The sequence below is a fragment of the Streptomyces sp. NPDC085596 genome, assembly GCF_044541565.1.
GTDB lineage: Bacteria > Actinomycetota > Actinomycetes > Streptomycetales > Streptomycetaceae > Streptomyces.
In genome coordinates, this window is record NZ_JBITTC010000005.1 from 271,114 (window position 1) to 283,417 (window position 12,304).

General features: G+C 71.3%; 9 protein-coding genes. 5 read left to right on the top strand and 4 right to left on the bottom strand.

Going from position 1 to position 12,304, the window contains the following annotated elements; all coding sequences use genetic code 11:
- The first annotated feature begins 2 nt into the window (after nucleotides 1-2).
- From ACIGA3_RS17340 to ACIGA3_RS17355, 4 genes are all read left to right on the top strand, one after another.
- Nucleotides 3-2,282: a VWA domain-containing protein gene (locus ACIGA3_RS17340; RefSeq protein ID WP_399716046.1), complete on the top strand. Its 2,280-nt coding sequence runs from the start codon at nucleotides 3-5 to the stop codon at nucleotides 2,280-2,282.
- Between the two features lie 119 nt (nucleotides 2,283-2,401).
- Complete coding sequence (gene metG, locus ACIGA3_RS17345; RefSeq protein WP_399716048.1) at nucleotides 2,402-4,117, top strand: methionine--tRNA ligase; 1,716 nt, start codon at nucleotides 2,402-2,404, stop codon at nucleotides 4,115-4,117.
- Between the two features lie 186 nt (nucleotides 4,118-4,303).
- The gene (locus ACIGA3_RS17350) at nucleotides 4,304-4,474 is read left to right on the top strand and encodes a hypothetical protein (protein ID WP_399716051.1); all 171 of its coding nucleotides are present in this window, start codon (nucleotides 4,304-4,306) and stop codon (nucleotides 4,472-4,474) included.
- 31 nt (nucleotides 4,475-4,505) lie between these two features.
- Nucleotides 4,506-5,186: a hypothetical protein gene (locus tag ACIGA3_RS17355; RefSeq protein WP_399716054.1), complete on the top strand. Its 681-nt coding sequence runs from the start codon at nucleotides 4,506-4,508 to the stop codon at nucleotides 5,184-5,186.
- Nucleotides 5,187-5,246: 60 nt separating this feature from the next.
- On the opposite strand, the gene aspS is transcribed toward ACIGA3_RS17355, so the two are convergent.
- On the bottom strand, nucleotides 5,247-7,010 hold the full coding sequence (aspS, locus tag ACIGA3_RS17360; protein ID WP_399716056.1) for an aspartate--tRNA ligase: 1,764 nt from the start codon (nucleotides 7,008-7,010) through the stop codon (nucleotides 5,247-5,249).
- Between the two features lie 171 nt (nucleotides 7,011-7,181).
- Between aspS and ACIGA3_RS17365 the strand changes: the two genes are divergently transcribed.
- Nucleotides 7,182-9,365: a SpoIIE family protein phosphatase gene (locus tag ACIGA3_RS17365; protein WP_399716058.1), complete on the top strand. Its 2,184-nt coding sequence runs from the start codon at nucleotides 7,182-7,184 to the stop codon at nucleotides 9,363-9,365.
- Here ACIGA3_RS17365 and ACIGA3_RS17370 read toward each other — a convergent pair.
- The 3 genes from ACIGA3_RS17370 to ACIGA3_RS17380 all read right to left on the bottom strand — a co-directional run bounded on the left by ACIGA3_RS17370 (nucleotide 9,362) and on the right by ACIGA3_RS17380 (nucleotide 12,121).
- The gene (locus ACIGA3_RS17370) at nucleotides 9,362-10,405 is read right to left on the bottom strand and encodes an AI-2E family transporter (RefSeq protein ID WP_399716061.1); all 1,044 of its coding nucleotides are present in this window, start codon (nucleotides 10,403-10,405) and stop codon (nucleotides 9,362-9,364) included. The genes ACIGA3_RS17365 and ACIGA3_RS17370 overlap by 4 nt on opposite strands.
- A 158-nt stretch (nucleotides 10,406-10,563) precedes the next feature.
- Nucleotides 10,564-11,541, bottom strand: a complete 978-nt coding sequence (locus ACIGA3_RS17375; RefSeq protein ID WP_399716063.1) for a pirin family protein — start codon at nucleotides 11,539-11,541, stop codon at nucleotides 10,564-10,566.
- Nucleotides 11,542-11,650: 109 nt separating this feature from the next.
- Nucleotides 11,651-12,121 (bottom strand): SseB family protein, encoded by a 471-nt coding sequence (locus tag ACIGA3_RS17380; RefSeq protein ID WP_135791428.1) that lies wholly within the window; start codon nucleotides 12,119-12,121, stop codon nucleotides 11,651-11,653.
- Nucleotides 12,122-12,304: the final 183 nt, after the last annotated feature.

The window sequence follows — 12,304 nt, forward strand, 5'->3', positions numbered from 1 at the left end:
ACATGGGCATTCTCACTGTCCTGCGGAACGCGTTCGGCCGAGGACGCAAAGGGCGTCCCGCCGAGACGGAGAGTGCGGACCACCTTCCGACCCCCCGCCAGGAACACGACCTGGTAACAGAGGCGTTCGACACTCCGCGGGTCCCTGCGCAGGGGGTTACGCGGGGTGGGGCGACGGAGTCGGAGGCGGCGACTGCGACTGCGGCTACGCCGGAGACAGAAGCGCCGAAGACGGAGACCACGCCCGCGCCGGAAGCACCGGCCACGGCGGAAACGCCGGAGGCGGAGGCCGCGCCCTCGCCGGAGGCGGCCGTGCCGGAGGCGGAGGCCGCGCCTGCGGCGGAGCCCCTGGCCTCGGCGAAGACGCCGGAGGCGGAAGCCGCGCCTGCGCCGGAGGCCCCCGCCACGGCGGACTCGGCGGAGACTGCGGCCGCAGCGGAGACCCCGGCGGAGGCGGCGGCAGCAGAGCCGCAGGCCGGGTCGGTCACGCCGGAAGCCGAGGCGACCCCGCAGGCTGCGGCGGAGACCGCGACTGCCCCGGAGGCCCCGGAGGCCCCGGAGGCGGAGACGCCGGAAGCGGAGAAGTCGGCACCGGAGGCCGCAGAGCCGGTTACCCCGGAGGCGGAGGCCCCGGCGGCGGAGCCGGTCGAGCCGGAGGCAGCGCAGCCACAGGCAGAATCAGCCACGCCGGAGGCGGATGCCCTGGCGGGCGACGAGGAAGCGCCGGAGGCGGAGGCCGCGCAGGGCACGGCGGAGACCCCGGAAGCGGACGCCCTGGCGGGCGGGACCGAGGCCGAGAAGGTCGAGCCGACCGAGGCAGAAGCCACGAACGCGGACGCTCCTGAAGCGGCCGAGGTTCCGGAGATCGAGCCCCTGACGATGGAGCCCTCCATCATCGAGGCGGACCCGACCACGCCGGAGACGGACGCGGAGGTACTGGTCCCCCAGCAGCGCACCGAGCCCCTGCCGGAAGCCGAGGCGGAGACCGACCAGCCGGCCATCCCCGAGCAGGCCACGGAACCGAACGCCGACGCCCTGACCGAGCCGGAGCAGGAGGCCGCCGCCGAGGCAACGGAGCCCACCCCCGCGCCGGAGACCGCCACGGAGCCGGAGCCCACCCCCGCCCCCGAGGCCAACGCCAAGCCGGCGAGCAGCCCCGCGCCGGAGGTGAACACCGAGCCGGAGGCCACCCCCGCCCCGGAAGCCGAAGCCAAGCAGGAGTCCGCCCCCGCGCCGGAGGCGAAGAGCACCTCCGCCCCCGAGGCCGACGCCGAGCCGGAGAGCACCCCCGCCCCGGAGGCCAAGGCAGAGCCGACGGCCATCCCCGGCCCCGAGGCCGACGCCGAGCCGAAGGCCATCCCCGCGCCGAAGGCCGAGGCCGAGTCGAAGGCCACCCCCGCCCCGGAGGCCAAGGCCGAGCCGAAGGCCACCCCCGCCCCGGAGGCTCACGACGAGCCGGAGCCGGAGGCCGAGGCCGAGGCCAAGCCGGAAGCCGACGCCACCCCGGCCCCCACGCCCCAGCCCGAGGCCGCCGGCGCCCCCGTACCCCCGCCGGCGGCATCCGCACCCGACAACGCATCCCGCACGGGTGGTGCGGGTGGGAACACCACCGAGGCCGAGGGCGAAGCCGAGGCCGAGCCCCTCACCAGCACCCCCTCCCTCACCACAGCCCACACCGCCGCGGCAGCGACCCTCACCCACACCAACCTCACCGGCACCGCAGCGAAGCTCTACCTCGTACTGGACCGCTCCGCGAGCATGCGCCCGTACTACAAGGACGGCTCGGCCCAGGCCCTCGCCGACCAGACCCTCGCCCTCGCGGCCCACCTGGACAAGGACCCCCAGGTCCACGTGGTCTTCTTCTCGACAGAGGTGGACGGCACCACCGACCTCACCCTCACCGAGGACCACGCCACCAAGATCGACGAGACGCACGCGTCGCTGGGCCGCATGGGCCGCACCAGCTACCACGCCGCCGTGGAAGCCGTACTCGCCCACCACGACAAGCACGGCACCCCGGAGGACAACGTCCTCGTCGTCTTCCAGACGGACGGCGCCCCGGACGCCAAGACCCCCGCCACCCAGGCCCTCACGAACGCGGCGAAGACCCACCCCAAGGTCTTCTTCTCGTTCGTCGCCTTCGGTGAGCCGGACAACAAGGCGTTCGACTACCTCCGCAAGCTCAAGTCGGACAACACGTCCTTCTTCCACGCGGGCCCCACCCCCCGCGAACTGACGGACACCGAGCTGTACGAGGGCGTACTCGCGGCCTGGCGCCCGTAACCCCCCGCAGCTCCCCGTATGCCGCCCGCGTCCCACCTGTAAAACGGGAGGCGGGCGGCATACACACGTCGGCTACGATTTCAAGGTTCGTACCCGTAGCGACCTGGGAGCAGCCCCCGATGGCTCGACACCTCATCACCAGCGCCCTTCCGTACATCAACGGGATCAAGCACCTGGGCAACATGGTGGGGTCCATGCTCCCGGCGGACGTGTACTCCCGGTACCTCCGCCAGCGCGGCCACGACGTCCTGTACATCTGCGCGACCGACGAGCACGGCACCCCCGCCGAGCTGGCCGCGAAGGAGCGGGGCCTGCCGGTGGACGAGTTCTGCGCCCAGGCGCACGACGCGCAGAAGGCGGTGTACGACGGCTTCGCGCTGGCCTTCGACTACTTCGGCCGCAGTTCCTCCGCCGAGAACCGCGACATCACCCAGCACTTCGCGCGGAAGCTGAACGAGAACGGCTTCATCGAGGAGCGGGCGATCCGCCAGGTCTACTCGCCCACCGACGGCCGCTTCCTCCCGGACCGCTATGTCGAGGGCACCTGCCCGCACTGCGGCTACGACAAGGCCCGCGGCGACCAGTGCGAGAACTGCACCCGCGTGCTGGACCCGACCGACCTGATCGAGCCGCGCAGCGCGATCTCGGGCTCCACGGACCTGGAGGTCCGCGAGACCAAGCACCTCTTCCTCCTGCAGTCCAAGCTCCAGCACGAGGTCGAGGAGTGGGTGGCCCGGCACGAGGCGGACTGGCCGCAGCTGGCCTCCTCCATCGCCCGCAAGTGGCTGACCGAGGGCCTGCACGACCGCGCGATCACCCGCGACCTGGACTGGGGCGTGCCGGTCCCGGCCGACACCTGGCCGGAGCTGGCCGCCGAGGGCAAGGTCTTCTACGTCTGGTTCGACGCCCCGGTGGAGTACATCGGCGCGACGAAGGAGTGGGCGGACCAGGACCCGGCGAGCCGGGACTGGAAGTCGTGGTGGTACGAGGCGGACGACACCGTGCGCTACACGCAGTTCATGGCGAAGGACAACGTCCCGTTCCACACGGTGATGTTCCCGGCCACCGAGCTGGGCGTGCGCGAGCCGTGGAAGAAGGTCGACTACGTCAAGGCGTTCAACTGGCTGACGTACTACGGCGGCAAGTTCTCCACCTCGCAGAAGCGCGGCGTCTTCACCGACCAGGCCCTGGACATCCTCCCGGCGGACTACTGGCGCTACTTCCTGATCGCCAACGCCCCCGAGTCGGACGACTCGTCCTTCACCTGGGAGCACTTCACGGCCACGGTCAACAAGGACCTCGCCGACACCCTCGGCAACTTCGTCAACCGCGTCCTCTCCTTCTCCCGCAAGCGCTTCGGCGACGAGGTCCCGGCGGGCGGCGAGCCCGGTGAGGCGGAGACGCGCCTGGGCGAGGAGATCGCCTCGCTGCTGGCGGAGTACGAGACCCAGATGGAAGCGCTCCAGTTCCGCAAGGCGGCCTCCGCCCTGCGCGCCCTGTGGTCGGCCGGAAACTCCTACCTGGAGGAGAAGGCCCCCTGGCTGGAGATCAAGACCGACAAGGACGCGGCGGCGCTCACCCTGCGCACCGCGATGAACCTGATCCACCTCTACGCGGTGGTCTCGGAACCCTTCATCCCGGCGTCCTCGGCGGCGATGCGAGCAGCCTTCACCCTCCCGTCGGACACGGCCACCTGGACCACCCAGGAAGAGGCGCGCACCCTCACCACCCTCCAGCCGGGCATCCCCTTCACAGTCCCCCCGGTCCTCTTCGCCAAGCTCACGGACGAAGACCTGGAGGCATACAAGGAGCGCTTCGGCGGCACGGAAGCCTGACCCACCCCTGCGGCGGCGCCGCCCCCCTCTCGGGGCCGGCGCCGCCGCATGCCATCGCCCTCGGGACGACTCCCGCAGGCGAAAAGTGGAGGAGCATCGTGACGTTCGTGAACTTCTTTCCCGGTCGAGGCACCCTGCTGGAGCGCACCTACCCTGGAAGGTGAGGCCAAAGGGGAGGCCAAGGGTGTGCTGCGGGTACTCGAGGTGCGTGGCATCGTCGTCCCCGACGACATTCGCGAGCGCATCACCGCCTGCACCGACCCGGCCCGTGTGAGCGACTGGCTCGACCGTGCCGGAACCGTCCCACGCGCCGAGGACCGCTTCACCGACACCCCGGAGACGCCGGAGTCGGTCTGACCTGGGCCGGTTCTGGCAGAGTACGGGTGCCGTGAGCATCTCCGAACTCCACCAGCGCCTCCTGGCCGATGTCGTCAGTGCCGGGAGCCCCTATGGGCTCGTGCTTGCCGGGGGTTATGCCCTTGAGGGGCACGGGCTGGTCCAGCGGGCGCATGGGAATCTCGACTTCGCCACCGAGAGCGGGGAGGCGATGGAGGGCATCGCCCACGGGCTCGCCGCCGCGCTGGAGGTGCGGGGGCGAACCGTGCGGGTGGAGGCGGTCCCCGCGCTCACCGCTCAACTCGTCGTCGGCGATCCGCCGACCGGTGAGACCGTCGGTCTCACGCTGCACAAGGAAGCCTTCTGGCAGCCGGCCGAGCTGACCGGACACGGGCCCGCCCTCTCCCTCCCGGATGCCGTCGGGACCAAGATCCGGGCGCTGTACGACCGGGGCGCGGCCGTCGACCTGATCGACGCGCGGGCCGCCGCCGAGCGGTTCTCGCTGCCGGAACTGGAGGAGCTGGGCCGCCGGCACGCGTACGACGCCTTCGACCTGCCCACCCTCCAGTCCCGCCTGACCGGCACCGACTTCTACTCCGACCTGGAGTTCCTCCGCTACGGCCTCCCCCGCCACGAGGTCGGACCCCTCCGCGCCTGGGCCCAGCGCTGGTCCGACGACATCGCGGAACGTCTGCTGGAGGACGGCGCCTCCCCCGATGACGACGGGGAGTGAGCAGAACGAAAAGACCGGCCCGCTCCCTCAGGAGCTGGGCCGGTCTCTCGTAACCGCTTACTACTTCGGCTGCGGCTTCCTGATGTTCAGGTGCAGCTCGCGCAGGCGGGACTCGTCCAGCTCGGTCGGGGCGCCCATCATGAGGTCCTGGGCGTTGCCGTTGAGCGGGAAGGCGATGGTCTCGCGGATGTTCGGCTCGTCGGCGAGGAGCATGACGATGCGGTCCACGCCCGGCGCGATGCCACCGTGCGGCGGGGCGCCGAGGCGGAGGGCGCGCAGCATGCCGGCGAACTTCTCCTCGACCGTGTCACTGTCGTAGCCCGCGATCTCGAAGGCCCTGAGCATGATGTCCGGCTCGTGGTTCCGGATGGCGCCGGAGGAGAGCTCCACACCGTTGCAGACGATGTCGTACTGCCAGCCGAGGATGTCCAGCGGGTCCTGGCTCTCCAGGGCCTCCATGCCGCCCTGCGGCATGGAGAACGGGTTGTGGGAGAAGTCGAGCTTCCCCGTCTCCTCGTCCCGCTCGTACATCGGGAAGTCGACGATCCAGCAGAAGCTGAAGACGCCCTCCTCGAACTGGCCGGCCCGCTTGGCGGCCTCGACGCGCACGGCGCCCATGATCTTCGAGACCTCGTCGAACTCGCCCGCGCCGAAGAACACCGCGTGGCCGGGAGCCAGCGAGAGACGCTTGGTCAGCTCGGCGACGTTGTCCTCGGTGAGGAACTTGGCGATCGGGCCGGTCAGCGAACCGTCCTCGCCGACACGGACCCAGGCCAGGCCCTGCGCACCCTGCGAGACGGCGAACTCGCCGAGCTGGTCGAAGAACTTGCGGCTCTGGCCCGCGACGTCCGGCACCGGAAGAGCGCGCACGTGCTTGCCCGCGAAGGCCTTGAACGCCGAGCCCTCGAAGATGTCGGTGATGTCGACGAGCTCCAGCTTGGCGCGCAGGTCCGGCTTGTCGGAGCCGTACTTGAGCATCGCCTCGCGGAACGGGATGCGCGGGAAGGGGGAGGTGACGTGACGTCCGTCGCCGAACTCCTCGAACAGCTCGGTCATGAGCTTCTCGATCGGCTGGAAGACGTCCTCCTGCTCGACGAAGCTCATCTCGACGTCGAGCTGGTAGAACTCGCCCGGCGAGCGGTCGGCGCGGGCGTCCTCGTCGCGGAAGCAGGGCGCGATCTGGAAGTAGCGGTCGAAGCCGGAGATCATCAGCAGCTGCTTGAACTGCTGCGGGGCCTGCGGCAGGGCGTAGAACCGGCCCGCGTGGACGCGGGAGGGGACGACGTAGTCGCGCGCGCCCTCGGGGGAGGTGGCGGACAGGATCGGCGTCGCCATCTCGTTGAAGCCCATCGCGGCCATCTTGTGGCGCATCGCCGAGATGACGGACGTACGCAGCATGATGTTGCGGTGCATGCGCTCACGGCGCAGGTCCAGGAAGCGGTACTCCAGGCGCCGCTCCTCGTTGACCCCGTCCTCGGCGTTGATCGTGAAGGGCAGCGGGGCGGCGGCGCCCAGCAGCTCGACCTCCGCGACCTCGACCTCGATCTCACCGGTGGGCAGCTCGGGGTTCACGTTCTCGGTTCCACGTGAAACAACGCGGCCGTCGACGCGGACCGTGGACTCCTTGGAGATGGAGTCCAGCGCCTCGTACGCGGGCGTGCCGGGACGGGCCACGAGCTGCGTGATGCCGTAGTGGTCACGCAGATCGATGAAGAGGATGCCGCCCAGGTCGCGCCGATTGTGCAGCCAGCCACTCAGCCGGACGTCGGTACCGACGTCGGAGGCGCGGAGCTGGCCGCAGGTGTGGGACCTGTACCGATGCATCGTCGTTCATCGTCTTTCGTTCGGGGTGACCGAGGCTGCTCTCCTCGGATACGTACGGGCGCGGGGCCCGGACCCGTCAAGGGTACCGGGCACCCCACGATCGGCTCCCCTCCATTACCCTCCGCCCACCTACGGTGGCAGTACCCATAGATTCCTTCTTAAAGTGGGGCAATGCGCACAGGCGAGCCACTGCCGTCCGTGGGGGATGTCCTCGTCTCCCTCGCCACCGGTCTCTGGCAGTGGGACACGGCCACGGAGCTGGTCACCGTGGACGCGGAGGCGGCGCGGCTGCTGGGGCTGCCCGCCCGCCCCACCACCCTCACGGAGGCCCAGGCCCGCGCCCGGATGCACCCCTCCGACTGGAACGAGATCACCGGGGTCATCCCGCTCGCCGTGGCCAAGGGCACGCTCGCCGAGGTGCGCATCCGGGTCGTGGACGCGGACGGCCGCACCATCCGGGTGGTGCGCAGCCGCTCCAAGCCGGCCTACGACCCTGAGCGACGGGCGTACGAACTGATCGGCACCCTTCAGGAGGTCATCGAGCCGGCGCCGGGCACGTCCTCGGCGCGCAGCGCGATCACCGGTGACTGGCGGCGCTCCCGCGAGGCGTTCCTGCTGGACGCGGGCCGCGCGCTGGCCGAGGCGCGGTCGACGGCGGAGGTGCTGCGGGTCGCGGCCACGCTGTCGATGCCGGGGTTCTCGCCGGACGGGCTCGCGGTGTTCGGCGTGGAGGGCGACCGGCTGACGATCATCGGCCACCACGGCTACCAGCCCGGCGACGACGGCCCCTTCACCCATATGCCGCTGGCCACGGACTATCCGGCCGCCGAGGTGGTCCGTACCGGCCAGGCCGTCTATCTCTCCACGCCCGGCGAGTACCGCGACCGCTATCCGACGACCTGGCCGCTGGCCGAGCAGTTCGGGCGCCGCTCGTGGGCGTTCCTGCCGCTGACGCTGGGCGGGCAGACGCGGGGCGCCTGGATGGCGGCGTTCAGCGACCGGGTGGCGTTCACCCCGGACGAGCGGGCGGTGCTGACCACGGTCGCCCGGATGCTCGCCCAGGCGCTGACCCGGGCGGGCGACGCGGAGACCCAGCGGGAGCTGTCGGAGGGGCTCCAGCGCTCCATGCTGCCCTCGCTCATCCCGGAGATCCCCGGCATGAGCGTGGCCGCGCGCTACATCCCGACCGGCGGCGGCCTCCAGGTCGGCGGCGACTGGTACGACATGATCCCGCTGCCCGGCGGGGTGTCCCCGACCACCGCCCAGGGCGGCCGGTTCGCGCTGGTCATCGGGGACGTGCAGGGGCACGACGTACGGGCGGCGGGCCTGATGGGCCAGCTGCGGATCGCGCTGCGCGCCTACGCCGCCGAGGGTCACCGCCCGGACGCGGTGCTCTCCCGCGCCTCCCGCTTCCTGCACGGCATCACCCACGACGAGCACCTGACCGACCTGCGCTTCGCCACCTGCCTGTACGCGGAGGCCGACCCGGCGACCGGCCGCCTGGAGGTCGCCCGCGCCGGGCATCCGGAGCCGGTGATCCGGCTGGCCGACGGCACGGTGGTGCTGCGGCCCACGGCGGGCGGGCTGCCGCTGGGCGTCGACCCGGACGGGGACTATCCGACGACCCGGTTCACGCTGGAGCCCGGCGAGACGATGATGCTGTGCACCGACGGCCTGATCGAGACCGGCGGCCACGACATGGAGAGCGGCTGGCGCCGCATCCGCGCCATCCTGGAGCGGTACGACGGCAAGGAGGCCGAGCGCGAGAACGGTCTGGAGGGGCTCGCGGACGCGCTGGTGCAGGGGGTGCACGGGCCCTCCTCGCACCACACCACCGGCCCGCTGACCGACCGCCGCGAGGACGACATCGCGCTGCTCCTGCTGTTCCGCTCCGGGGAGAGCTGGGGGCTCAGCGACGGCCCGGCCGCCACGGCCCGGACCCGGGTGCGCAGCACGCTGCTGTCGGTGGCGCAGGACGAGCCCGAGCGGATCGCGGAGGCCCGCCAGCATCTGCGCGAGCTGCTGCACGACTGGACCCCGGCCGAGCAGGTGGACGCGGCGGTGCTGCTGATCTCCGAGATGATCACCAACGTGCTGGTGCACACCGACGCCGACGCGCTGCTGCTCGCGGAGATCTTCGGCGAGCACGGGCACCGGCGGCTGCGCGTACAGGTCACCGACGGCGGCGACGACCTCCCGCACAAGCGCCGCCCCGGCGAACTGGCCTCCTCCGGCCGCGGCCTGATGCTGATCGAGATGCTCGCCGACGCGTGGGGGGTCGAGCCGCGCGGCGAGGGCAAGAGCATCTGGTTCGAGCTGTACGAGCGGTCCGAGGACGACGTCCCGAACGATTAGGGCTGCTCGTGCGGGGTTCCGTACCGCTCGCGGAGTTCCTGTACGACGCCGAAGACGGCCGCGGTCAGCGGGACCGCGAGGAGCATGCCGAGGATGCCCGCGACGGAGGCTCCGGCGGTGATCGTCAGCATCACCACCGCCGGGTGCATCTGCACCGTCCGGCTCTGGATGGCCGGCTGGAGTACGTGCCCCTCCAGCACCTGGACCGCGAGCACCACCCCGAGCGCCCACAGCGCGATCACGACGCCCCGGTCCGCGAGGGCGACCAGGACGGCGACCGCGCCGGAGAGGAAGGCGCCGAGATAGGGGATGTAGGCGGCGACGAAGACGAGCGCGCCGAGCCCCACCGCGCCGGGGACGCGCAGGATCAGCAGACCGACGGTGATGCAGACCGCGTCGATGAGCGCGATGATCGTCGTGCCGCGCATGAACCCCTCGACCGCCTCGAAGGCCCGGCGCGCCATGGCCTCCACGACATCGGCGGTACCGGAGGGCGCGAAGCCGCGCAGTGAGCGCAGGGCCCGCTGGGAGTCGCGCAGGAAGAAGAAGACCAGCAGCAGGGCCAGTACCGCGATGGCGATGGACTCGCCGACGACGCTGACCCCGCTGATGACGTTGGACACGGCGGTGCCGCCGAACTTGCCCAGCAGGTCGCGGGCGTTGCCGGCCAGGTCGTCAAGACCGGTGCCGGCGGCGCCGAAGTGCCGGGCGATGGCCTTGGCGGCGTCCCGCAGGGAGGCCACGATCTCGTCGCCGGTGCCGACGAGGGCCGCGACCACGATGTAGACCGCGCCGCCGACGACGGCCACGACCGCTACGCAGGTCAGCGCGGCGGCGAGGCTGGGGTTCAGCTTCATCCGCACCAGCCAGCGGTACAGCGGACCCAGCAGGGCGGTGCCGAGGAGGGCGAGCAGTACGGGGGTGACGGCGGTACGCAGCTCCGCGCACAGCCGGATGCCGACCCAGCCGAGGCCCGCGGCCAGCAGCAGTACGGCACACCAAGCGGCGAACCGGCGTACGGGTACGGGGAGCAGGTGCACGTCTTCAGCGGAGCACGCCGTGGGTCCGGCTGTCCTGCTGCGGCGGGCCGGGTGGGTGAGTGGCCGTCTCCCCGTGCCCCGTCCCAGGCGGCTCCCGCACACCGCCGCCCCGGCAGACGCCGTTGTCTGCCGGGGCGGCGGGGTTCAGCGGGGCCGGGTCAGCCCTGGGGGCCGCTCTCCGTCATGCCGTGCACCGCGGGCACCGTGCCCAGGCGGCCCTTCTGGAAGTCCTCGAAAGCCTGCCTGAGCTGGTCCTGGGTGTTCATGACGAACGGGCCGTAGTGGGCCATGGGCTCACGGATGGGCTGTCCGCCGAGGAGGACGACCTCCAGGTCCGGGGTGTTCGAGTCCTGCTTCTCGTCCGCGCGGACGGTCAGCGCGCCCCCGGAGCCGAACACCGCGGTCTGCCCGGTGTGCACCGGACGGCGCTCCGCGCCCACCGAGCCGCGGCCGGCGAGCACGTAGGCGAGGCCGTTGAAGTCCTCGCGCCACGGCAGGGTGATCTCGGCGCCCGGTGTCACCGTCGCGTGGATCATCGTGATCGGCGTGTGCGTGATGCCGGGACCCGCGTGCCCGTCCAGCTCACCGGCGATGACGCGCAGCAGGGCGCCGCCGTCGGGGGTGGTGAGCAGCTGGACGCTGCCGCCCCGGATGTCCTGGTAGCGCGGCGCCATCATCTTGTCCTTGGCGGGGAGGTTCACCCACAGCTGGAGGCCGTGGAAGAGACCGCCCGACATGACCAGGTGCTCCGGCGGGGCCTCGATGTGCAGCAGGCCCGAGCCGGCGGTCATCCACTGGGTGTCGCCGTTGGTGATGGTGCCGCCACCGCCGTTGGAGTCCTGGTGGTCGAAGATCCCGTCGATGATGTAGGTGACGGTCTCGAAGCCGCGGTGCGGGTGCCAGGGAGTGCCCTTGGGCTCGCCCGGCGCGTACTCCACCTCGCCCATCTGGTCCATCATGATGAACGGGTCGAGGTGGCGGTAGTTGATCCCGGCGAACGCGCGGCGCACCGGGAATCCCTCGCCCTCGAACCCGCTCGGCGCGGTCGTCACGGTCAGCACCGGACGCGTCACGGCGTCGGCGGGCGCGGTCACACGGGGCAGCGTCAACGGGTTCTCGACGGTCACTGCAGGCATGGTCGGTACCTCCTTGTGGACCCAGTTTAGTTGAGCATTGAACTTTCTGCCAGTCACAACACAGGAGGCCCGGAGGGAATTCCCTCCGGGCCTCCACCGGTGATGCGGACTAGCCGTACATCCGGCGCATGGCGAACTCGACCATCTGCTCCACCGCCTTGGCGTCGAACACCATCCGGTGCTCGCCCTCCATGTCGACCACGAAGCCGTAGCCGGTGGGGAGCAGGTCGATCACCTCGGCGCCGGTGATCACGAAGTACTTGGACTCCTTGCCCGCGTACCGGCGCAGCTCTTTGAGCGAGGTGAACATCGGGATCACCGGCTGCTGGGTGTTGTGCAGGGCGAGGAAGCCGGGGGTGTCACCGCGCGGGCAGTACACCTTGGACGTGGCGAAGACCTGCTGGAAGTCCTCGGCGGGCATCTGCCCGGTGGTGAAGGCGCGCACCGCGTCCGCCAGCGAGGGCGCGGACGGCTCCGGATAGAGCGGCGGCTGCTGGCCGTACCCGCCGACACCACCCGGCTGCTGCTGCGGCGGCACGTACTGCTGCTGGGCGCCCACGTTCTGGTCGTAGCCGTACATGGGCGCAAGAGTACCCAGCGCGGGCGGCGGGGTCAGGGGGCACCGCAGACTTCCCGGCGGCCACACCCGCCGCATCTCACACCCGGCGGGGTTGCGTCTTATTACCGACGGGTAGCATCATCGTAGCTACTTGCTGGTACGTGATCAGTCGCGAGGAGTCAGTGCCTCGCCGAGTCCGTGATG

Coding starts and splice junctions, on each gene's coding strand:
- ACIGA3_RS17340 (WP_399716046.1), top strand. CDS start 3: ATGGGCATTCTCACTGTCCTGCGGAACGCGTTCGGCCGAGGACGCAAA.
- metG (WP_399716048.1), top strand. CDS start 2,402: ATGGCTCGACACCTCATCACCAGCGCCCTTCCGTACATCAACGGGATC.
- aspS (WP_399716056.1), bottom strand. CDS start 7,010: ATGCATCGGTACAGGTCCCACACCTGCGGCCAGCTCCGCGCCTCCGAC.
- ACIGA3_RS17365 (WP_399716058.1), top strand. CDS start 7,182: ATGCGCACAGGCGAGCCACTGCCGTCCGTGGGGGATGTCCTCGTCTCC.
- ACIGA3_RS17375 (WP_399716063.1), bottom strand. CDS start 11,541: ATGCCTGCAGTGACCGTCGAGAACCCGTTGACGCTGCCCCGTGTGACC.
- ACIGA3_RS17380 (WP_135791428.1), bottom strand. CDS start 12,121: ATGTACGGCTACGACCAGAACGTGGGCGCCCAGCAGCAGTACGTGCCG.